Source organism: Flavobacterium cheonanense (assembly GCF_039539185.1).
GTDB lineage: Bacteria > Bacteroidota > Bacteroidia > Flavobacteriales > Flavobacteriaceae > Flavobacterium > Flavobacterium cheonanense.
Genome location: NZ_BAABCT010000001.1, coordinates 374087 through 396548, shown reverse-complemented (window position 1 = coordinate 396548; position 22462 = coordinate 374087). Strand labels below are relative to the sequence as shown.

Below are 22462 nucleotides of genomic sequence, written 5' to 3'. Positions count from 1 at the left end.
GTTGATTTTTAAATTTTCTAAAAAGAAAGACGATAAATAAAACAATTAATCTACATTTGCACTCGTATTTCGGTTGTGACTTTGATTTTTTTCAGAGAAACATTAAAAGGGAAGGAAGTAATTGAAGATTGAAGATTAGCGATTTCTGATTTTAGATGTAAAATCAAAATTCAAAAATCATCATTCAAAATTCAAAAATCTTACGCTGTACCCGCAACTGTATGCTAGAAAGCTTGTTGTTATCTACAAAACCATTGTTTGAATATTTTGGAAAGAAAATTTTTGATTAAGACTTTAAAATCCTAAATCTAAAAATCCTAAATCCTAAATCTAAAATGAGAAGGTAAACATCAAGACGCAAGCCAGGAGACCTGCCATATACACTGAGTATCAAACTTTCGGGAAAAAAGGTTTGGGTATGGGTAATTCTGTGCTTTTCTCCCATTATTATTAAATTATTGTTTAACAAAAAAAATGAACAAAAATTTCATTCGTATCAGTGCAATTGTAGCATTGATGTCAACTTGTGGCTATGCCCAAGAAAAAGATTCCACTAAAGTGAATCAACTTCAAGAATTGGTAATTTCGGATACCAAATTTGCGCAAAGCAAAGAAAAATCTGGAAAAGTAATCACCAAAATTTCTGCCCAAGAACTTCAGAAAAAATCGGGACAATCTTTAGCTACTGTTTTAAGTTCGGTTGCAGGAGTAGAAATTAACGGAAATCAATCTGCCAACGGAAAGAACTTAGGTTATTACATTCGTGGTGGAAAAAATCAACAAGTTTTAGTTTTGATAGACGGAAATCCTGTAACAGATGCATCCGGAATTAGTTTCGAATATGACTTGCGTTTACTTCCGGTTGATCAAGTAGAAAGTATTGAAGTCATGAAAGGCGCCGCTAGCACACTGTATGGAACTGGAGCAGCTACTGCTGTTATCAATATTATTCTTAAAAAATCAAGCAAAAAGCCACTTCAAGCTAACGCTTATGTAAATATTGGTTCCAATAATACTTCGACTAATAGTAAATACAATGGTCAAGATTTTAATCAAGGTTTTTCTGTAAATGGAACAGTAAAAAAAGTGAATTATTTAGCTTCAATAAATAGTACAGAATCAGATGGAATGTCTCAAATTGCTGCTCCAGAAAATCAAATCTATGAAAACGACCGATTTTCAAGGGTTAATTATATGTCTAAAATTGGTTTTAAAGCATCAGAGAAATTGACTTTAGATTTCTTCGGAAATTATGACGTGCTAAAAAACGATTATGATTTTTCGTTTGATAATACAGGTTTTAATGACACCGATTTGAATAAAAGTAATACTGAACAATTTCGCTTCGGATTTTCTCCAAAATATAAATACAATCGCGGTGAGTTTGTAATTAATTCGAGTTTTACAAAGTTGCAACGTGATTATTCGGAGTTTAATTCTTGGACAAGTGTTATAGAAAATTCTCTTTATGAATCAAGAGGTATTAATTTAGATGCTTTCAATAAATATAAAGTTACATCCGATTTCTTTTTAGTAACCGGAGTAAATTATCAATTTTACGATATGTTAAGTGAAACTCCTTATGCTAATATCACTAGAGAATCAACAAAATTCAATATGATTGATCCTTATTTGACCGGAGTTTATACTTCTAAATTTGGATTAAATATTAATGCTGGTGCAAGACTAAACGTTCATAGTGAATATGGAAATCAAGTAGTTTATAACATCAATCCTTCGTTTAGTTTTGGAAAAGAAGTTCCGGTAAAATTGTTAGCTTCATATAGTACAGCTTATGTAACTCCAAGTTTATATCAATTGTATTCAGAATTTGGAAATACCAAATTAACTCCAGAAAAAAATGCAACTATCGAAGCTGGATTTGAAGTTGGATTATTGAATAAAAAGTTGATTTTTAACGCAGTAGCTTTTCATAGAGAACAAAATAATAGTTTCGGATTTTATTTTGATAATGTAACTTTTGATTCATACTATATTAATATTGAAGGAATCAATAAAGCAAAAGGTGTTGAAACTGAGTTGAGTTATGTTTTAAATAGTAAGTTTAAACTAAACGCAAATTATACCTTTACTCAAGTAGATAAAAATTTAGATCGATTGATACCAAAGCATAAAGCTAATGCTTCAGTTGATTATTTTGCTTCTGAAAGATTATTTTTCAATTTAAATTATCAATACTTAGATGGCAGAAAAGATGTTTACTTTGACGGAAATACATTTGGAACTGCTTCAGTAAAACTAGGTTCTTATCAATTGGTTAATGCTTTAGTAAAATATGAATTGATAAAAAACAGATTGTCAATTTTTGGAGCTGCTACTAATATTTTAAATGAAGAATTTACAGAAAATATTGGTTATTCAACTCGTGGTCGAAACTTCCGATTGGGATTGAATATCAGTTTATAAGATTTTTTTAAATTGTTTTATTTATAACGCTTTCAGAGGATTTTCTTTGAAAGCGTTATTTTTTTTGTAAAAAAATTAAAGTATCTTGTAACAAAATAAATAGTGACTCGTCTTCACTATATAACCAACCAAACAAATGCAACAAAACGAGTTCATAAAGATAGTTTCACCATTTAAAGATAAACTCTTTAGATTGGCAAAACGCCTACTCGTAAGCACAGAAGAAGCAGAAGATGCAACTCAAGAAGTTCTTGTGAAATTGTGGACTAAAAACGAAACACTATCAGAATTGAAAAGTGTTGAAGCTATGGCAATGACCATGACAAAGAATTATTGTCTAGATCAATTAAAGTCGAAACGAGCAAGTAATATGACGATTGTTCACAATAATTACACTGACAATCAGGCAAGTTTGCAACAAAAGTTAGAGGATGAAGATAGTTTGAGTTGGGTTGAAAAAATAATTAACGATTTGCCAGAACAGCAAAAGTTGATTATCCAAATGAGAGACATTGAGCAATACGAATTTGAAGATATTGCAAAAATACTAGACATGAGTGAGGCAACTATTAGAGTAGCACTTTCACGAGCTAGAAAAACGATTAGAGAAATAATGACCAAAACACATAATTATGGCATTGGATAGAATAGAAAATTTAATAGACAAATACTTTGAAGGAGAAACAAGTATTTCCGAAGAAAATGAATTAAAAGTTTATTTTTCTTCCACAGATGTTGCGCAGCATTTGAAACAATACCAAACCATTTTTGGTTATTTCTCTCAAGCAAAAGAACAACAGTTTACGCAAGAAATTCCACTACAAACTAAAAAACGTAATGTCGTATTGTGGTTATCTATTGCAGCATCAGTTGTTGTAATGCTTGGTGTTGGTACGATTATGTACTTTAATAATGATAAAGAAGAACAATTTGTAGCTTGTTCTCCAGAAGATAATCCGGAGTTGGCGCTTCAACAAACAGAAAAAGCTTTAGCATTAGTTTCAGAACATTTAAATACTGGCATAGAAAGTGTAAGTTATATTAATGAATATGAACAATCAAAAAACAGAATTTTTAAAAAATAATCAGTCAAAAAACGAATAGAAATCATGAGAAAATTAATTTTAATTATCGCTTTAGTATTAGTTTCTAATACCTTATTTGCACAATCAGTCTTTGATAAATTTGATAATCAAGACGATATCACTACTATTATTGTAAATAAAAAAATGTTTACTATGTTGAGTAAAGTAGATGCTAAAGACAAGCAATCACAACAATACATCAACTTAATCAAGAAGTTAGACAACTTAAAAGTGTTTGTAACTGCTAATGATAAAAAGAGTGACGATATGAAAGCTGTAGCTGATAAATATGTCAAGTCTGTTGGATTAGAAGAGTTAATGAGAATAAATGAAAAAGGTAAAACAGTAAAAATTTATGTTAAATCTGGTGCAACCGAATCTCAAGTAAAAGAACTTTTAATGTTCATAGAAGGTTCTGGAAAAGAAGAGTCTGTATTGATGTCTTTAACAGGAAACTTTGATTTAGATGAGCTTTCTGCTCTTACAGATAAAATGAATTTACCTGGTGGTGCTGAGTTGAAAAAAGCTGGTAAAAAATAATATCATGAGAGTAATCACCTTTTTAGCTATCGCTTTGAGTTTACTTTTATTCAGTTGTAATTCGAAGCCAAGTTTACAGAAATATTTTGTTGACAATCAAGAAAAATCTGGTTTTGTGGTTGTAGATGTTTCTCCAAGTATATTGAATTTAGATAAAACTAAGTTGACAGCAGATCAAAGTAAAGCATTATCATCTTTTGAAAAAATGAATATTTTGGCTTATCAAATTAACGATAAAAATAAATCGGAGTTTGATGTAGAAAGAAAGAAAATCAATGAGATTTTGAAAGATACTATCAATTATCAGCAATTAATGAAATTTGGTTCTGGTAAAGATGGAGCTTCAATAAGTTTTGTTGGTGATGAAGACCATATAGATGAATTCATCCTTTACGGAGCTAAAAGCGATAACGGATTTGCAGTAGTAAGAATTTTAGGAAAAGATATGAATCCAGCTGATGCAATGACTTTTCTATCGGTTTTGAAAGAATCTAATATCGATATGAAGCAATTAGAAGCATTAAAAGGATTAATGAAATAGTTATTTTAATAATTATAAGGTTAAGGTTAGTTGTAAAACAAAAAATCCGATTCATTACGAATCGGATTTTTTTATTTTTGTTTGAAATATTTTAACGGAACAAACAGCATTCCAAAGCATTCACCATCACCTTTACCAATATGTTTATGATGCATTTTGTGTGCTCTTCTTACACCTTTTGCGTAAATATTGTTGGCATTTCTAAACAATTTAAAACGTTGATGTATAAAAATATCATGCACAATAAAATAAGCTAATCCGTAGGCAAAAATTCCTAATCCAATTGAAATTCCAATTTCTAGTATTCCTTTTTGCCAAAGCAAGAAACATCCAATACTTACAACTGCATAAAAAATAAAGAACGCATCATTTCTTTCAAACCACGAATCGTGATCTTTTTTGTGATGGTCTGCATGAAGTGACCATAAAAAGCCGTGCATAACATACTTATGAGTAAACCAAGCCATAAATTCCATTATGACAAACGTTAGAACAAAGACTAATACATGTAACCACATAATTTATATAATATTTAATTTATAAGAGAAATAACATTTAGCAAAAAGACCATATTTTTGATAATCAGGAACTCTTATTCTAGTATTTTTGATTTCAGTTGAAGGTGTTTTCTTTAATTTTGAAAGTAATTTTTTATAATAAATATAAGCGGTGTAAACACCAAATTTAGCTTCCAATGGCAATCCAACAATTCCTTGGTAACCGGCTTCAAAATCGGCTTCTATTTCTCTAATGATTTCATTTTTTGAAGCTTCATCTAATTTTGTCAAATCAGTATTTGGAAAGTAAGTACGACTTAAATCTTCAAAATCGGCTTTCAAATCTCTTAGGAAGTTTACTTTTTGAAATGCCGAACCCAATCGCATTGCTGAATGTTTCAACTCTTCATATTTTGCTTCGTTTCCGTTTACAAAAACCTTCAAACACATCAAACCTACAACATCTGCCGAACCGTAAATGTATTCGTTGTATTCTTCTTTTGTTTTATATTCCGATTTTACCAAATCAAGTTTCATACTTTTCATAAAAGCATCAATCAAATCATTTGGAATTTCATATTTGTGAACTGTGTGCTGAAACGAATTTAATATCGGATTCAAACTGATTTTATTTTGTAAAGCGGCTTCCAAATCTTTTTCAAATAAATTGAATAACTCTTCTTTGTTGTAATCGTGAAAGGAATCTACAATTTCGTCAGCAAAGCGCACAAATCCATAAATATTATAAATATCTTGTCGGATACTTGGAGCCAACATTTTTACAGCAGAGGAGAACGAAGTGCTGTACGACTTGGTTACATTCTTGCTACATTCAAAAGATACGGTGTCAAAAAGTGATTTCATCTATTTAAATTTTAGCGGTGTTTTTTTATTAAATCTGCAACAAGTTTTCCCGAAATTAATGCTGGCGGAACTCCTGGCCCAGGAACGGTTAATTGTCCTGTAAAGTATAAACTTTTAACTTTTTTACTTTTCAATTTTGGTCTTAAAAATGCTGTTTGTAATAACGTATTTGCCATTCCGTAAGCATTTCCTTTGTAAGAATTATAATCTTTTATAAAATCATTCACACAAAACGACTCCTTAAAGATAATATTATTTTTTAAACTTTGCGCTGTTAATTTTTCTAAACGAGTAATAATTTTTTCAAAATACTGTTCACGTAACTCATTTGTATCGTTCAATCCTGGTGCTAATGGAATCAAAAATATAGCAGCTTCTTTGCCTTCTGGAGCCGAATTTGAATCGGTTTTAGAAGGAAAACTTGCATAAAACAATGGTTCTTTCGGCCATTTCGGATTGTCATAAATATCTTGAGCATGAATATCAAAATCTACGTCAAAAAACAATGAATGGTGTTCAACATTTGCAATATTTTTATCAAAACCTACATAGAATAGGAGTGAAGAAGGAGCAAAAGTTTTCTTTTCCCAATATTTTTCTGAGTAAGCACGATGTTTTTCATCCAATAAAGTTTCTGAATGATGATAATCTGCTCCTGATAAAATAATATCTGCAGCAACTTTTTCACCATTTACAACCAATGCTGTTGCTTTTCCATCAGTAACTTCAATTTTTTCAATATTGGAATTCACATTGAAATTAACTCCAAGTTCTTTAGCCAATTGTTCCATCGCAAGAACTACGGAATACATTCCGTTTTTTGGATGCCAAGTTCCCAATCCGAAATCGGCAAAGTTCATGAAGTTATAGAAAGATGGCGTATCGGAAGGTTTTGCACCTAAAAACAAAACTGGAAATTCTAATATTTGAACTAACTTTTTATTTTTAAATCGGCGTCTAATGTCTTTAGAAATATTTCCAAAAAACTGGTTTACTTTTAAGGCAGTTTCAACTGTAATCAATTCCAATGGCGAAACTCCTGGACGATAAACTAAATCTTTGATAGCAATGTCGTAGTTGCTTTGTGCTTCTTTCATAAAAGAGGCCAATTTTTCACCACTACCTTTTTCGATAGATTCGAAAGTTGTAATAATTTCTGGAAGATTGTCTGCAATGGTTACAAATTCATTCACTCCAAAATACACTTGGTATGCTGGAGAAAGTTTTATTAATTCGTAATAATCAGAAGGTTTTTTGCCGAAATCATTGAAGAATCTTTCAAAAACGTCGGGCATCCAATACCAAGTTGGTCCAATGTCAAAAGTGAAACCATCTTTTTTTAGTTGCCTAGCTCTACCACCAATGGTGCTGTTTTTTTCATAGATAGTTACTTTGTTGCCTTCTTTTGCTAAATAGCAAGCTGCAGCCAAAGCCGAAAATCCTGAACCTATTATTTTTATATTTTTTCTCATAATTGTTTAACAAAAGTAATAAAAAGTTAAACAATAAAAAAGTTTTAAGAAAAATTTATATGTTTTCAACTAGTTCGTTGATAGATTTAAAAATTCTCGTTTTATTATTTAAGTTTTTTTGTTCTACATGTTCAGTCATTCTTCCCATCAACCATAATTCTGAAGTGTCGTCAAGAATTTCTTCTTTAAGTTGTTTCATATAATTGTTGATTTCTGCCTTTTCTGGTTCAACCGTCATGTAGCAAATGTAAGTTATGTTATCGAAATATTTTTTTAAATCTTTCAAACTTTCTAGAGGTACACTTTCGCCAAGATATATGGTTTTATAACCACTGTGCAATATTTCATAATTAAGATACATCAATCCCAGTTCGTGTATTTCATTCATCGGAAGATACAACACAAATAATCTATCATTTCTTGTAGGCTGCTGCGTTTGAATTTTCTCAGTATTTGTTAGTAACTTCAATTTTATCAAATAGCTAATAAAATGTTCATGTGCTGGTGTGATTGTATCAGATTGCCATAAGAAACCAATTTCCTCCATTAAAGGAATAAATACTTCGTAGAAAATTTCTCTAAAAGATTTCTCTGAAAGAAGCGTGTTATATGTATTAAAAAACAAGGATTGATCAAAATTCATCATTGCCATTTTAAAAGAACTTATGGCATGGCTTTTAGCACTTTTAGCAGAAACAATATCGCGAACTAATTCAGGAATTTTTTCTTGAGGCATTTTCGAAATTTTCGAAATTTTGTAACCATAATCGTGCAACAATGTAATATTCAAAAGCTTCTGTAAAGCATTCAAATCATAAAAACGAATGTTGGTATCCGTACGCATAGGTTCCAAAACATTGTATCGTTTTTCCCATATTCTAATGGTGTGCGCCTTGATTCCTGAAAGGTTTTCTAAGTCTTTAATGCTGAAAGTATTTTTAACACTGTTCATTGTTTTGATATTTTTGTTAAACAAAAGTACTAAAAAAATTAAACAAATGATAAATTTTTGAATTTTTTTGGGAAATTGGGTTGGGAATGAGGGGGTTTTTGCGGGTTTGAGGTGATGCGGCTTCAAGAAGTAGGAGATTTGTATGCTAAATTTTCGTTTTTTCACTTACTATGAAAGCACATTTTCAACTTTAAATTGAGTCCAAACACGTCATTGTTGCAAACAGGAGTTTTGAGATTCCTTTTATTATTCTAATACTTTTTTCTGTTTAAAATTTTTAATTATCACAAATATAGCGAACGCAAGTAAAATAAATCCTGATGCAAATTCAAAATTATTAAATTCTTCAGGAAAAATTAAATCTGAAGAATTTTCGTTTGTCAACATTTTAACTTTCTTTTTTCCCGAAACTAAGTGACAAAATTTATTTCCAGCTCTTTCAACGTAAATTTTACCATTATATTCTAATTTACAAAACCCTCCACGTGATGAAATGTTTTCACAATCTTCAGGTGCTTCAATAATATTTGCTGTAATTTCAATTCCGTTTCGATAAATATCATAGTCAATTAAATTTCCCCAAATTACCACACTAGAAAAGAACAGCACTACAATGCCTCCAAATAAAAGTAAATTATTATTAATGAAATCTTTCAAAGTTTATAATTTTGTATATCGTTATCTTTCTTTCGATTTTTCTGAAGTCTCGCTCTAAGTTTAGTCGCTTGGCGCTTGTGAACTTCGTAACAGATTATTTTCTGTTAAAGATAAAATTTCTTGCGAATTGTAAACGAGTGTTAACTACAAAAAATCGCAATCATGTTAAGCGGTTGTTATTCGTTAGTGATTTTTACGTTTCTTTTTTATAATTTAAAAGTCTTCTAAAATATGTTCTTTCAATTACTACTTTGTTATTTATTTCCACATCATTAAATTTAAAAGTATTGCTAAAGAATAGTAAATGATAAGAGTCGAATATTATAACTCGAACTCTTTTAAAAATTTTTAATTTAACAACAACTTTTGCTTTTTTTTCTGTTTTATAATTTTTTAGAATTTCGATTTTCTTTATGAGTATATTCAAAATTGATAAAATTACAAGCGGTAAAAAAAATAAATGAAAGTCAATAACTGAACTTATATATTCCTCAGTATTTTCAGGTATATGAGTCGGTTTTCTTCTCCAACCATAATATGGAAAGAAAAATGAATATGCATATATTAATACAGTTGATCCATACAAAACTGAATACCAATCGTTGCTAAATCTAAAAAGATTAATTTTTTTAATTTTAGAAATATCTTCTTTTGTTAATTCCTTTTTACTCATTTTTGGTATTATGACGCCTAACTTGTATATATTCGCTACTATGTCATTAATTAAAATCAAATATACTAAAAACAAAACTCAATAAAAACAAAAAATTCCAAACCAAAACTTAAATAACTTTAAATTTTAGTTTAGAATTCTATTCTTATTTAATTTGATGGGATTGACTTCGTCCATCCTTTAAAACTCCGGTTTAAAAATAAAATTCCAAATCAAAAACTTGAAAGCGAGCTTTCAGCTTTTAACTTGGAATTTCATTCATCCGTGACTTCGATGGGATTCGAACCCACACGCCTTTCAGCACTACCACCTCAAAGTAGCAAGTCTACCAATTTCTCCACGAAGCCGTAAATAAAAAAAGCCAAGCAAAATGCTCGACTTTATTTTGTGACCTGGCTGGGGCTCGAACCCAGGACCCCATCATTAAAAGTGATGTGCTCTACCAACTGAGCTACCAAGTCATTGCTTGAAGAAATTTTATAAAAAAAAGTGACCTGGCTGGGGCTCGAACCCAGGACCCCATCATTAAAAGTGATGTGCTCTACCAACTGAGCTACCAAGTCATTGCATTTCCTCAATGCGGGTGCAAATATAAGGCGATATTATTTATTTTTCAAAGCAATTTTGTTTTAAATTTACCTTTTTTTAATATTATCTCTTAATGCCTTAATTTATAAGGTTTTATTTTATGAAAAAAGTTGTTTTAATAGGTTATATGGGAAGCGGTAAGTCGGTTGTGTCTAAAAAATTAGCACAACAGATTGGATTTTCCGTCGTGGAATTGGATGAAATGATCGAAGAAAAATGCGAAATGTCTATCGAAACACTTTTTTCTACCAAAGGCGAATTGTTTTTTAGAAAGCAAGAACACCAACTTTTTTTAGAATTACTTTCAGAGGAGAAGAATATAGTGATTAGCACCGGTGGAGGAACGCCTTGTTATTTCAATAATCATGAATTATTAAATGGAGAAAACGTGGTTTCAATCTATTTAAAAGCGTCGATTGATACATTATATAATCGTCTTTTAAAAGGAAAACAAAAGCGTCCTTTGATAGCTAATTTGGATGATAATGAATTTAAAGAATTCATAGCAAAACATCTTTTTGATAGAAGTTTTTACTACAATCAAGCAACTTTTAAGGTAAATGTAGACGATAAAAATATTGATGAAATCGTCGCTGAGATAGCAAGTTTATTAACTTAGTTCGGCAAAACTATTATTGTCTTCAAAAACCACAGAAACATGCTCATGTGAAGATGTTGAAAGCGAAATTCCTTTAAAATCAACTTTGATTGGGTATTTTTTATGATTTCTATCTACTAAAACCGCAGTTTTGAATTTCTTTAAAGGAACATCCAAGAAATGTTTCACGCCATACATCAACGTTGAACCAGAGTTCAATACATCATCAACTAAAACAATGCCTTTATTTTGATAAATATCACTTGAAATAGAAGTATGAATTGTAGAATTAGGGTTAGTTTTATCGATTTTTACTTCACACAAAATTACCTTGATTGGTGATATAGATTGTAAAGAAACCGCTAGTTTTTCTGCTAAAACATAACCATTGGAAGCTATTCCTGCCAAAACAATGCTTTCTTCCTCTACGAAAGTTTCATAAATTTGATAAGCAATTCTCTTAATTTTATGTTCAATTTCTTGATTAGTAAGAATGATATTTTGGCTCATGGTTTTATTTTTTTGTAAATATAAAAAAGAGTTCGTTTCCTTGTCTAGGTTTTATAGAATTATGTGCAGTTTCTAATGTTTTTAAATAGAAATCATTTTCAAATAAAGAACTATATTCTTCTTTAGAACCACCAAAAGGCGGACCAACTTCGGTTAATGGAAATTGAAATAATAATCCTGCTAATTTTCCATTTGGATTTAATAACTCTTTCATTTTTTGGACATAATCTTTTCTTAAAGAAGGTTCTAAGGCACAAAAGAAGGTTTGTTCAATAATTAAATCATAGTTGTTTTCATGTTCAAAAAAATCTGATTTTATTAGTTGATTTGGATTACAATTAGGTACTCTTTTTTGAATGTTATCCAAAGGAGATTGGGCAAAATCTAACACAAAAACATTTTGAAAACCATTATCCATTAAGTAATCAAATTCATGACTATTTCCTGCTCCTGGAATTAAAATCTTGATGGATTTGTCTTCAATTTGGTCGATGTATTCTTTTAAAGGAGTTGAGATAGTGCCAATATCCCAACCAATTTCGTTATTCTGATAACGTTCTTCCCAATAGTTGCTATTCAGTTTCATCAATATCAGTACTAAATTCTATGTCATCCAAATCGCGTCGGTCTTTTTTAGTTGGTCGACCAGTTCCAGTTTTTCGGTAATGTTCTTTTGATAATTTTAATAATTCTAAATGAGCAAAAGATTCGGCTGGAGTTTCATCTTTTCGATAAACATCAACAAGTTTTGCGCCAACACGATTGGCAGGAACATCCAAAACAGAAATTATATGGGTTATTTGATCTTTTCTAAAAGTGATTTTATCACTCGGGAAAACCTCTTTAGATGCTTTAGCCACTTGACCATTCACAGTAATATGGTTCTTTTTACAAGCTTCTGTAACCATATTTCGGGTTTTATAATATCGAACACACCATAGGTATTTATCTACTCTCATAAAAATATCTAAAATCAACGTTAAATAGTTTACAAAAATAAATCAATATTGTATCTTGCGCACTTAAAATTGATGAATAATGAAAAATATTTTTAAAATACTTATTGCTTTAGTATTTTGTAGTTTAATGACTTCTTGTGATCGTGAAGATGAACCTACTGTCACTCCAATAAGAGATTTTGCAGTACAGTATGCGGCAGATCTTGATTCTATAGATGACTATATAGATACGCATTACATGACTGTAGATGCAACAAATTTTGATGTGACTTTTACAGAAATTCCTACTGGTGGAACTCAGCAATCTATAAGAACTCAAACACAATATCCACTTAAAGATACTATTGTTAAAGAAGATGGTATTGAATATAAAGTATATTTTATTAAATTTAGAGAAGGTGATGCTGTAAATGGAAAAAGACCAACACAAGTTGATTCTATTCACGTTTCTTATAGAGGAATTAGATTAACCGATGATCAATTTGATGAAGCCGCAAACCCTATTTGGTTTGGTTTACAAGACGTGATTACTGGTTGGACACATATAATGCCAAATTTTAAAACAGGTACGTACACAACTGCTTCTGGTCCAAATCCAATTACATTTAATGATTTTGGTGCTGGAATTATGTTTTTACCATCTGGTTTAGCCTATTATAATAATTCTTCGGGTTCTATTCCTGCTTACTCTCCAATTATTTTTAGTTTCAAATTATATGAATTAAGATATCGTGATCATGATCGGGATGGAATTTTATCTAAAGATGAAAGAAAACTAGATCCATCTATCCCAGCAGATTTGCGTTGGAGAGAAAATCCTTTTTTAGGATATGACTATGATGGCAATGGTACTGTAGAGATTTATGACACAGATGGTGATGGAATTCCTAATATGTTAGATATAGATGATGATGGTGATGGATATCAAACTAAATTTGAAAGAAAATATGTGGTAGGGACTACTACTTATTATTATCCTTTTAATGGTGCAGCTGTTGATAATCTTGCGACACCTAATGTTAATGAAACACATGGAATTCCTGATTGTTCTGGTAATTTTACAAATCCAACAAGAGTAAGAAAACATTTAGATAAAAATTGTTACTAAACAAAAATCCCGTTCGAATGAACGGGATTTTTTTATTTAGTTTCCAACTTCTTTCTTTCTTCAATTAGTTGTTTTAATTTTTTTCCGTAAAGCGATTTTGAGATTTCTGGAGTAAGCGATTTTTGAATGGTATCAAGATATTTTAAATTGATGTCGTAAATTTCTGCAACGGCTACATAAGGTGCAACGGCATAATTTCCGTGGTTAACAGCAAAATTTGTTGTATAAAGATATTTTCTCTTTAAGATGTTATCTTGTTCTATTTGAATTTTGTCTAATTCTGTAGTGTTTTTATTTTTAGAAGTATCTAACCTTTTTATAACTAATTCTAAATTTTCATCTACATAACGTGATACTACTTTTTTGTATTCATCATATAACTCTTGATTTTTCGAACCTGTAATTTTAGCATCAGCAGTAAAAAATTCTAATGAAGATTCAATATTTATTTTTCCTGGTTCAACGAAGAAAGGTAAATTGTTGTCAACCGAATTAGAAACTCCTCTGTCTAAGAAAAGGTAAAGCATTTCAGGTGAATCAATATTCATTTCGCTTGTAAAATGAGAGTCACCATCAATAATAATGGTATCAATAGCTACAAGAGTAGTGTCTTTAATTCTTTGAATGTATAAAGTTCCTTTTTTTAAACCTTTAATATTACCGGTTATTTGAAGGTTTTTGTCTGATTTTTTTTCAGAACATGAAGTGATTACTACAAGTGCTAGTAAAGCAATAATTATTTTTTGCATGGTTTATTTTATTTTCGGCAAAATAATAAAAAAATCCTCAATCTATTGCATAAATTGAGGATTTAAAAAATGGATATATTCAAGTTTATCCTTTTAACCAAGCTTCTTTTAAAGTTTGTTTTGTTGGTTCCACTACTTGATAGCCTTCAGATTCTTGGTAAGACAAGATTGCTTTACCAGTTAAAGTCTGTTCTTTACCATTTCGTTTTACCTTTATTGATACATTATCACCATCTTTCCAGTTTTGAGAAGCAGTCATCATTTCTGATAGTGTATCAAGATTGTAGTTAGTATCATTTAAAGAAAGAATAACATCATCAGCTTTCAATCCGATATTGGTCATGAAAGTACTTAATTCGGTGTTGTTTCTTACTATGATTTCTTTAGTTGTTGGGTTTCCAGAAATTCCTGCCGATTTAGAACTGTTTAAAAATGGATTTACAGCTTTTTTAATTTTTCCTTTTGCAATTCCAACTTTAGCAAAATAAACTTCGTACGGAATTGGAGTAGGACCAGCCACATAAGTGTTTAAAAATTCTCCAACTTCTGGATAAGTCATTTCGGTTATTCTAGCAAAAAGTTCATTGTCATTAAATGGTTTTGTTGGACCAAATTCATTAGTAAGTTTTTGCATCATATCTAAGATTCCTCTTTGTCCATTACTTTTTTCACGAATTATGATGTCTATGCACATTCCAATTAATGCTCCTTTTTCATAAACATTTAAATATTGACTTTTGTATGGTTCAACAAGAACATTCTGACTCATTGTTGTAAAAGGCATAGTGTCATTCATACGTTTTGCACCTTTTATTTTATCATCCATTCTTTTGTAAAATGCATCTTCAGTAATTAAACCTTGGTTTACTTGAAATAAATTTGCAAAATATTCGGTTACGCCTTCATACATCCATAAATGTTGTGACATTTTTGGCGAATTAAAATCGAAATAATGAATTTCATTAGAGTGAACTCCAAGTGGTGTAACAATATGAAAGAATTCGTGAGATACTACATCAATAATCTGTTTTCCTAATGCACCAGTTGGCATCATCTCTGGAAAAACTACTGTTGTGGAACTATTGTGTTCTAAAGCACCAAAACCTTTTGCATCAGTCTTTTTCATTTCAGACAGATAAAGAAGAACAGTGTATTTTTTATTGCTATTTACAGCACCTAAAAATTTCTTTTGAGCACGCATACATTTTTCTAAATCAGCAGAAAGTGCTTTAGCAGTATGTTTGTCATTTGGTGAGTAAACGCTAAAAAGGATTTCCATTCCATCAACATTGAAAGTAATGTAATCAGGTTTAGAATACATTATTGGATTGTCTACTAAGTCATTATATCTAGAAACAACAAAAGTATCTGATAAATTACTGCTGTCAGAATCCACTAATGAGGTAGCTCCAAAAAGATTTTCAGAATGGGTAATATTTAATTTATAAGTCAAATCTTTTTTGTCTTCAAAATAACCTACAAATCCATGATTGTTTAGCATGAAATTTTTACCTTCCAAGATGTTTGTACCAGCTGGTGAGAAAATTCCACTACCAAATCCGCTTCCACTTTCTACATCAAAAGTATCATTCACTAAATAGGTGATTTTATCTAATTTTTTTGCCTCTTTGATAGTCCAAGAATTAGTGCTTAGTTTTTCAACTGGCAAAGCATTTCCTTTGTCATCAAAAGCTTTCATATCATCAATGAATTTTCCATAATCATCCTCGGAATATGTTCCTGGAATTATTTTTGGTAGGTGATATACAACTTCATCAGTTGTAATAGTTGGTGCACTAATAGAAACCAATAGTTTATCTTCTTTTACATCGTTTAAGTTGATGCTTACTACAACTTCAGATTTTTCAGAAGAAACTGCTGTCGAAGTTGGTTTACAACCAAAAAACAAAGTAACAACTGCTAAGGAAAGTATTATTTTTTTCATTTAAAAATGTTTTATTATATAAGTATTGTATCTATTGAATTTGTTACAACTCTAAATCGATTTTGTAAATTTTGAAATACATTCAATTAATTCTGGTATAACTGGTAATTTAGGATTAGAGTAGGATTTTAGATTATCTTCATCAATCTTAATTTCTTTAAAAATATGATTCATGTTTTCTATAATTACTAATTTTGATTTCGAATTAGATTCATGTAACAATTGTGCATCAGTTTCTGGAACTTGAATATCTTTTGTACCATTAATTATTAAAATTGGAATTTTTAATTTTTTAATTTCATCTCTAGGATTATATTTTATCCATGAAATCATATAGGGTTGAATACTTTCTCTAAAAAGTGATGAAAGCATTGGATTTTTATTTTCAAAAGTTTTTCCTTCTTTTAAGAGTTCTAAGTTTTTATCAGTTGCCTCTTTCAATAAAGGCGAGTTTTTTGCAACCTGTTCAGATAGTACTTCGTTTATTGGTCTTCCTGCACCAGCAATTGAAATAAAACCATCAACATTGTTTTTTGAGGCAATCATTCCAATAAGTGAACCTTCACTATGACCAGCAATAATGATTTTGGAATATTTTTTTTGTGCTTTAAAATAGGAAACTACATCATTGGTATCATTAATAAAATCTTCAAAAGAAAGAGTTTTTTCGTCTAAAGTTTTATTTACCATTTGTGATAATATACGTTTATCAAAACTAAAAACAGCAATGCCATTTTTTGATAATCCTTCAGCTAAAAATTTCAATGAATTATTTACGCCACCAGATATGCTATTTCCATTTCTATTGGTTGGACCAGAACCAGCAATTAATATTACTAATTTGGTTTTATTGTTAACTTTTTCTGGAGAAAACAATGTGCCTTTTATTAATGTATTAATTTCAATATCTTCTGTCGTTATGTTTTCTTGAGAAAACAAAAGGGTTGTAAATAATAGAATTGAAATTAGAATAATTTTTTTCATTTTTTGTGAATGTATTTAAAATAAAAAACTCTTGTAAAACAAGAGTTTCGCTATTAATCAAATTTATTTTTCATATAATATTTGCCATCTAAATCGTCAAAGTCATCATCAACCATTGGTTTTGGCTTTGGTTTACTTGCTGCAACTTTTTTCTTCCAAAGTTCAAAATTGTCTTTGGATAATCTTTTTCGCATTAATTCGGTAACCTCATTTTCGGTTATTCCAAATTCAGCTTTTAATACTTCAAAAGGTTTTCTCTCCTCTTGAGCCATACTTACAACTCGCTCTAATTGTTCGTCGTCTAGTTCTACTCTTTTACTTTTTTTCATTAGTCGAAAAGCACAATTTTAATGTTAGTTCTTTTTTATCAATCAATTTATATACCAATATTAAGAAAAAAAATAATTACTTTTTTAAATGTTTGTAAAAATTTTATTCTTTTTGAGGTGAACGTGTTTTTTGGAATGGAATTTTCAACAAACTAACTAGTTTATTATTCTCATTTGGATCCATGTGTGTGTCAACTCCATAAATGATAGTTTCTCTTTCCATATAGCTAAATGTCCCAAAAATTCTATCCCAAATAGAGAAGATATTTCCATAATTACTATCAGTATAAGGAAGTTTGTAATGATGATGAATTTTATGCATATCTGGTGAAACTAATAGGTAACTCATGACTTTGTCTAATTTTTTTGGCAAACAAATATTAGCATGTGTGAATTGAGTTGCAACAACTGATAGTGTTTGGTACATAAATACCATCCACATTGGACAACCTACAATGAGAACTCCCAAAGTTGTAAAAACAAATCGAATTACACTTTCTCCAGGATGATGACGATTTCCTGATGTAGTATCTATATAAGTATCTGAATGATGAATTAAATGAAATCTCCACAATAATTTTACTTTGTGTTCAGTAAAATGGGCCAAATAAGCTCCAATAAAATCCAATAAAAGTATTCCAACTACAGTAAAAGCTATTGGATTAATCTTTGGCAACCAGTTTAAAATTCCAAATTCATTTATTGTTGCATAATCAGCGGTTCTTAGTAAAATAAAAGCTAATGCAAAATTTACTATAATCGTAGTTATTGTAAAAAAGATATTAATTCCGGCATGCTGCCATTTATTATATTGAAATTTAAAAAAAGGAACAGCACTTTCAATCAACCAAAATATAGCAATACCACCAGCTAATATTAAAGCTCTATGTAAAGAGGGAATGCTTTCAAAATAATGTATTATGTCATTCATAGAAATTTGATTTTCATCAAAAATAATCAAAATATTATTTGATAATACGAAAGGTTAAATTAATTCTTGGTGCAATAGATTTGGCTGTTTTTGGAATTTGATGTTTCCAAAAATGTTGAGTTTCTCCTTTCATAAGTAGTAAACTTCCATTCTCTAAGGTGATTTTTAGTTTAGCATTAGTGATAGTGTTGTGTTGCAAGTGAAAACTTCGTTCGGCTCCAAAACTTACTGATGCAATTACTGGATTTCGTCCTAATTCCTTTTCATTATCGGCGTGCCAACCATTACTGTCTTTGCCATCTCTATATAAATTGAGAAGTACAGTTGTGAAATTTTCTGAGCAAACTTCTTCAATTTCATTTTTAATAAACATCAATAGTGGATTCCAATGATGAGGTTGCATCACAATATTGGAATAGGAGTAAGGCTTACCTTCGTTTCCAAAAAGACAAGTTAATCTAGGTTGTGGGTGTGTTTTGCCAAAAACAGTAATATTGTCTTGTTGCCATGGAATCTCATTTAGCAATTTTTCAAAAAGCATTTTGGATTTTTCTGCATCAAAGAAATTAGGGTAATACTCAATTTCTGCGTTTGGTAAATCAAAGGTTATTTTTTCGGAAGGAAATAGAGAATTCATTTTCCAAAAATATAAAAAAAACGACGAAAATAATTCCGTCGTTCTAATAATAATTAAGATGAATTAATTAATCGTTATCTGTTTTTTGAAGAAGATTTTTATAAATAAGTCCTCCAACAATGGCTCCTAATATTGGAGCTACCCAAAACAACCATACTTGTCCTAATGGTTCTCCTTGTGTAAACAATGCTTGAGATAGTGAACGAGCAGGATTTACAGATGTATTTGTAATTGGAATACTAATTAAGTGAATTAAGGTTAAAGCTAGTCCAATAGCAATTCCGGCAAATTTTCCGTTAGCAAATTTATCTGTTGCTCCAAGAATTACTAATAAGAAAAACATAGTCAACAAAAATTCGGCAGTAAAGCATGAAATCATTGAGTATCCATCTGGAGAAAACTTACCAAAACCATTAGATGCAAAAGCACCAGCACTAGTGTTGTCTATAACATTTCCAGTTTTACCAGACCAAATATAAAAAAGTGATCCAGCAGCTGCTATAGCTCCAACACATTGCGCAACTATATAAGGTAGTAAGTCTTTTGCAGAAAATCTTCCGCTTGCCCATAGACCAAAAGAAACTGCAGGATTAAAATGTCCGCCAGAGATATGTCCAACAGCATAAGCCATTGTAAGTACGGTTAGTCCAAAAGCTAGAGCTACACCTAAGAATCCAATTCCTAAATGGACACCAGTAGGAGTTACGTATCCTGCTGCAAATAATGCGCTTCCGCATCCGCCAAAAACAAGCCAATAAGTTCCAAAAAATTCTGCTAATAGTTTTTTCATAATAGTATAATTTAGTTAATAATAGTTTTTAAATAATTCTTGTAAAATCTGCGTTTTGACTAGCCCAATACATAAGGATGAATTGTATTGGTAATCTGAGATATAATATCCATTTTGGGAAACCTAAACTTGCTTTTTCATTAATCAACATGTAGATGTTGGCCGGAAAAATTAGCGCTAATAATATTATAATTGAGATTGCTGCTAAATTTGAAAAAATCGGAATACATAAGTAAATACCAAACATTATTTCTAACAAACCGGATATTTCGTTTATGAATTTTTTATTTGTTAGGAAAGGAGGAATTATTTTATAATATACATCAGGTTTTCTAAAATGATTGATTCCGGCGAGTATGTAAAACACTGCCATGACATAAAGGTGCCAAGGTTTGTCCATTTAGTTTGTTGTTTTGTTTTACGAATATAAATAAAAATTAACAAAAAAAATGAACTTGTAGAATTAGTTTGACAAACTTATTGGTTTTTTGATAAAAAATTAAATTTAATATTCATAATAATAATGGCGATAATGATTAAAATTATCCCAATCCATTGAATGAAAACTACTTTCTCACTTAATATAATATAGGCCATTAGCACAGAAACAGGAAGTTCCAGTGCAGAAACGATACTTCCAAGACCAATTCCTGTAATAGGAAATCCAGCATTCATAAGAATAGGAGGAATGATAGTACCAAATAAGGCTAAGAAGATTCCCCATTTTAAGAAAATATCAAAATTGAAAGGTGTATTTTGTGTAAACAATGCAAATCCAAAGACGATAACCGCTCCGCCCAATAACATATATAAACTTCTTTGCGCAGATGAAATTCCTAAAGCAATTCTATTTGCTGTAAACATCGTTGTTGTAAATGAAGCTGCTGCTAGTAATCCCCAAAAAATTCCTCTCCAGTCTATGGCTACTTTGCTATTTAAAATGTTTGTAGCTAATAGGGTTCCTACTAGAACTATTAATACAGCGATGGTTTTTTGTGTAGAAGGTTTTCTTTTTTCAAGAAACCACTCTAATAAAACGCCCATCCAAACGGTTTGCATCAATAAAACAATTGCGATTGAAACATCAATATATCGTACACATAAATAGTAGAAAACACTTGTCATTCCTAAAGAAGTTCCAGCTAACATTAACTGAAAAATGTTCTTTGGAGTTGCTTTTTCAACAGCAGTTTTAGAAGTCGATTTTTGGAAGGCACTAATCAATAGCATTCCAAGAATTCCATATATAAATTGCGATATGGTAACTTCAGCTGTTGTATAATTTTCTTGATAAGCAAGTTTTACAAAAGTGGCTAGCATTCCGTAACTTGACGCACCAAGACCTACTAAAATCACACCTTTAAGGACACTATTCTTTAACATTTTTTATTTTTTAAAAAGCCGACAAAGATAGTCCTTATGTATCTGAGTTCAAAAGTTTATATACTTAAAGTTTAGAATAATCCTTCGATTGGTTTATTTTTGATGCCAATTTTAGCATAATCAAAAGACATTTTTTGTTGTAACAATGTTGCATAAACACTTCTAAAATCAATTTGATGTTTCAAATCGCCATTGTCTAAATCAGATAAATTTGGATTACTTCCTATAATTTTCGATTTGTTATTTCCTCCAATAATAAACATTGGTGCAGCAGTTCCGTGATCGGTTCCATTGCCATTGTCTTTGACTCTTCTTCCAAATTCTGAAAAGACTACTATCGTCACATTTTGTAATAATTGCGCTTTTTTCAAATCGGTATAAAAACTAAAAATAGCATCGTTCAATTCGGTTAATTTTCTTTTGTGAATATCCAATTGATTGTCGTGTGTATCAAAACCTCCAAGCGAAGTGTAATATACTTTAGAGTTCAAATTTCCTTTGACTAATCGAGCAATCCATTCTAAATTTTTCGCCAAACCAGTTTTAGGATAACTAATTTCAGATGTTGATTTAGATAATGCTTTTTGGATATCATCAGAACCTTCTGTAACTGAGTTGGCAATTTTTCTAACAAAATCCAATTGCGGATTGTCAGATAATTTTACATTTTCTTCTTTTTCGCTTCTAATTTTAAATCGGTTTGGATCTTTTACAGTAATTGAATTGGGTTCGACACCTTTTAAAGCTAAATTGTCAATGGAGTCTAAATTAATTCCAGCTGTTGGTTGGTGTTCTTTACATTGCAAATCTAAATAACGACCAAGCCAACCTTCATTCAAATACTTATTGGAATCGGTTGCAGTTTGCCAAATTTCCTGACTTCTAAAATGCGAACGAACAGGTTCTGGATAACCCACATTTTGAATTACTGACAAATCGCCATTTTGTTGCATTTGAGCAAAATCTTTTAAAGCCGGATGAAATGCCATTCCTTTATTTTTTCCAACTACATCATTTTTATTGATTGCGATTTTAGTTCGAAGGTCGTAATATAAAGGGTTCTCGTATGGAATGAAAGTATTCAATCCATCATTTCCACCATTTAATTGAATAAAAACCAAGCATTGCTCTCCGATTACCAAATTATTTTGAGAACCAAAAGCATGTAAAAAATCTGGAACCAAAAGCATTCCGCCAGTGAACGTTCCTGTGAGCGATAAAAAGTTTCTTCTGTTCATAATTT

26 protein-coding genes, 3 tRNA genes and 1 riboswitch are annotated in these 22462 nt (G+C 30.4%); of the genes, 7 read left to right on the top strand and 22 right to left on the bottom strand.

What is annotated here, in order from left to right:
- Window positions 1-53: 53 nt before the first annotated feature.
- Window positions 54-393: riboswitch (cobalamin riboswitch) on the top strand.
- Between the two features lie 81 nt (window positions 394-474).
- From ABD766_RS01940 to ABD766_RS01920, 5 genes are all read left to right on the top strand, one after another.
- Entirely contained in the window at window positions 475-2427 is a 1953-nt protein-coding gene (locus ABD766_RS01940; RefSeq protein ID WP_344815128.1) for a TonB-dependent receptor plug domain-containing protein, read from the top strand.
- 136 nt (window positions 2428-2563) lie between these two features.
- On the top strand, window positions 2564-3073 hold the full coding sequence (locus tag ABD766_RS01935; RefSeq protein WP_298306558.1) for an RNA polymerase sigma factor: 510 nt from the start codon (window positions 2564-2566) through the stop codon (window positions 3071-3073).
- A complete protein-coding gene (locus ABD766_RS01930) occupies window positions 3060-3512 on the top strand; it encodes a hypothetical protein (RefSeq protein ID WP_344815127.1) in 453 nt (150 codons plus the stop codon). Before ABD766_RS01935 ends, ABD766_RS01930 begins: the two co-directional genes overlap by 14 nt.
- 24 nt (window positions 3513-3536) lie before the next feature.
- The gene (locus tag ABD766_RS01925) at window positions 3537-4052 is read left to right on the top strand and encodes a DUF4252 domain-containing protein (RefSeq protein WP_344815126.1); all 516 of its coding nucleotides are present in this window, start codon (window positions 3537-3539) and stop codon (window positions 4050-4052) included.
- A gap of 4 nt (window positions 4053-4056) precedes the next feature.
- A complete protein-coding gene (locus tag ABD766_RS01920; RefSeq protein WP_344815125.1) occupies window positions 4057-4593 on the top strand; it encodes a DUF4252 domain-containing protein in 537 nt (178 codons plus the stop codon).
- A gap of 71 nt (window positions 4594-4664) precedes the next feature.
- Here the strand turns inward: ABD766_RS01920 and ABD766_RS01915 are convergent, their stop codons facing one another.
- From ABD766_RS01915 to ABD766_RS01875, 9 genes are all read right to left on the bottom strand, one after another.
- Complete coding sequence (locus ABD766_RS01915; protein ID WP_344815124.1) at window positions 4665-5111, bottom strand: sterol desaturase family protein; 447 nt, start codon at window positions 5109-5111, stop codon at window positions 4665-4667.
- A 3-nt stretch (window positions 5112-5114) separates the two neighbouring features.
- Window positions 5115-5954 carry a phytoene/squalene synthase family protein gene (locus ABD766_RS01910; RefSeq protein ID WP_344815123.1) on the bottom strand — a complete coding sequence of 280 codons (840 nt, stop codon included), beginning with the start codon at window positions 5952-5954 and terminating at the stop codon, window positions 5115-5117.
- Window positions 5955-5965: 11 nt separating this feature from the next.
- Window positions 5966-7426: a phytoene desaturase family protein gene (locus ABD766_RS01905; protein WP_344815122.1), complete on the bottom strand. Its 1461-nt coding sequence runs from the start codon at window positions 7424-7426 to the stop codon at window positions 5966-5968.
- Window positions 7427-7481: 55 nt separating this feature from the next.
- Entirely contained in the window at window positions 7482-8378 is an 897-nt protein-coding gene (locus ABD766_RS01900; RefSeq protein ID WP_298306538.1) for a MerR family transcriptional regulator, read from the bottom strand.
- A 246-nt stretch (window positions 8379-8624) separates the two neighbouring features.
- Window positions 8625-9035 (bottom strand): hypothetical protein, encoded by a 411-nt coding sequence (locus ABD766_RS01895; protein ID WP_344815121.1) that lies wholly within the window; start codon window positions 9033-9035, stop codon window positions 8625-8627.
- Between the two features lie 193 nt (window positions 9036-9228).
- Complete coding sequence (locus ABD766_RS01890) at window positions 9229-9708, bottom strand: hypothetical protein (RefSeq protein ID WP_344815120.1); 480 nt, start codon at window positions 9706-9708, stop codon at window positions 9229-9231.
- Between the two features lie 265 nt (window positions 9709-9973).
- A tRNA-Leu gene (locus ABD766_RS01885) sits at window positions 9974-10055 on the bottom strand.
- Window positions 10056-10096: 41 nt separating this feature from the next.
- Window positions 10097-10169: transfer RNA gene (locus ABD766_RS01880), tRNA-Lys, on the bottom strand.
- Window positions 10170-10198: 29 nt separating this feature from the next.
- A tRNA-Lys gene (locus ABD766_RS01875) sits at window positions 10199-10271 on the bottom strand.
- Window positions 10272-10396: 125 nt separating this feature from the next.
- On the opposite strand from ABD766_RS01875, the gene ABD766_RS01870 reads away from it, so the two are divergent.
- Window positions 10397-10915 (top strand): shikimate kinase, encoded by a 519-nt coding sequence (locus ABD766_RS01870; RefSeq protein WP_344815119.1) that lies wholly within the window; start codon window positions 10397-10399, stop codon window positions 10913-10915.
- Here the strand turns inward: ABD766_RS01870 and ABD766_RS01865 are convergent.
- Genes ABD766_RS01865 through ABD766_RS01855 form a run of 3 tightly spaced genes read right to left on the bottom strand, consistent with a single transcriptional unit; the run spans window position 10907 to window position 12363 of the window.
- The gene (locus ABD766_RS01865; protein WP_344815118.1) at window positions 10907-11404 is read right to left on the bottom strand and encodes a phosphoribosyltransferase family protein; all 498 of its coding nucleotides are present in this window, start codon (window positions 11402-11404) and stop codon (window positions 10907-10909) included. The genes ABD766_RS01870 and ABD766_RS01865 overlap by 9 nt on opposite strands.
- 4 nt (window positions 11405-11408) lie before the next feature.
- Window positions 11409-11990, bottom strand: a complete 582-nt coding sequence (locus tag ABD766_RS01860; RefSeq protein ID WP_344815117.1) for a methyltransferase domain-containing protein — start codon at window positions 11988-11990, stop codon at window positions 11409-11411.
- The gene (locus ABD766_RS01855) at window positions 11977-12363 is read right to left on the bottom strand and encodes an RNA-binding S4 domain-containing protein (RefSeq protein WP_344815116.1); all 387 of its coding nucleotides are present in this window, start codon (window positions 12361-12363) and stop codon (window positions 11977-11979) included. Before ABD766_RS01855 ends, ABD766_RS01860 begins: the two co-directional genes overlap by 14 nt.
- 79 nt (window positions 12364-12442) lie before the next feature.
- Between ABD766_RS01855 and bamM the strand changes: the two genes are divergently transcribed.
- Entirely contained in the window at window positions 12443-13471 is a 1029-nt protein-coding gene (gene bamM, locus ABD766_RS01850) for a BamM family beta-barrel-assembly machinery protein (RefSeq protein ID WP_344815115.1), read from the top strand.
- Window positions 13472-13503: 32 nt separating this feature from the next.
- Here the strand turns inward: bamM and ABD766_RS01845 are convergent, their stop codons facing one another.
- The 10 genes from ABD766_RS01845 to ABD766_RS01800 form a co-directional block, all read right to left on the bottom strand.
- Window positions 13504-14220: a DUF4369 domain-containing protein gene (locus ABD766_RS01845; RefSeq protein ID WP_344815114.1), complete on the bottom strand. Its 717-nt coding sequence runs from the start codon at window positions 14218-14220 to the stop codon at window positions 13504-13506.
- An 85-nt stretch (window positions 14221-14305) separates the two neighbouring features.
- Entirely contained in the window at window positions 14306-16165 is a 1860-nt protein-coding gene (locus tag ABD766_RS01840; RefSeq protein ID WP_344815113.1) for a M61 family metallopeptidase, read from the bottom strand.
- 51 nt (window positions 16166-16216) lie between these two features.
- Window positions 16217-17149, bottom strand: coding sequence for an alpha/beta hydrolase family protein (locus tag ABD766_RS01835; protein WP_344815112.1), 933 nt, complete (start codon window positions 17147-17149; stop codon window positions 16217-16219).
- Between the two features lie 53 nt (window positions 17150-17202).
- Window positions 17203-17478, bottom strand: coding sequence for a TIGR03643 family protein (locus ABD766_RS01830; RefSeq protein WP_298306501.1), 276 nt, complete (start codon window positions 17476-17478; stop codon window positions 17203-17205).
- A gap of 103 nt (window positions 17479-17581) precedes the next feature.
- Window positions 17582-18409 (bottom strand): sterol desaturase family protein, encoded by an 828-nt coding sequence (locus ABD766_RS01825; RefSeq protein WP_344815111.1) that lies wholly within the window; start codon window positions 18407-18409, stop codon window positions 17582-17584.
- A gap of 34 nt (window positions 18410-18443) precedes the next feature.
- Window positions 18444-19046 (bottom strand): alpha-ketoglutarate-dependent dioxygenase AlkB family protein, encoded by a 603-nt coding sequence (locus ABD766_RS01820; protein WP_344815110.1) that lies wholly within the window; start codon window positions 19044-19046, stop codon window positions 18444-18446.
- 67 nt (window positions 19047-19113) lie between these two features.
- Entirely contained in the window at window positions 19114-19836 is a 723-nt protein-coding gene (aqpZ, locus tag ABD766_RS01815) for an aquaporin Z (protein WP_344815109.1), read from the bottom strand.
- Window positions 19837-19864: 28 nt separating this feature from the next.
- On the bottom strand, window positions 19865-20236 hold the full coding sequence (locus ABD766_RS01810) for a DoxX family protein (RefSeq protein ID WP_344815108.1): 372 nt from the start codon (window positions 20234-20236) through the stop codon (window positions 19865-19867).
- Window positions 20237-20313: 77 nt separating this feature from the next.
- The gene (locus ABD766_RS01805; RefSeq protein ID WP_344815107.1) at window positions 20314-21219 is read right to left on the bottom strand and encodes a DMT family transporter; all 906 of its coding nucleotides are present in this window, start codon (window positions 21217-21219) and stop codon (window positions 20314-20316) included.
- Window positions 21220-21290: 71 nt separating this feature from the next.
- Window positions 21291-22457: a DUF1501 domain-containing protein gene (locus ABD766_RS01800; protein WP_344815106.1), complete on the bottom strand. Its 1167-nt coding sequence runs from the start codon at window positions 22455-22457 to the stop codon at window positions 21291-21293.
- Window positions 22458-22462 lie beyond the last annotated feature (5 nt).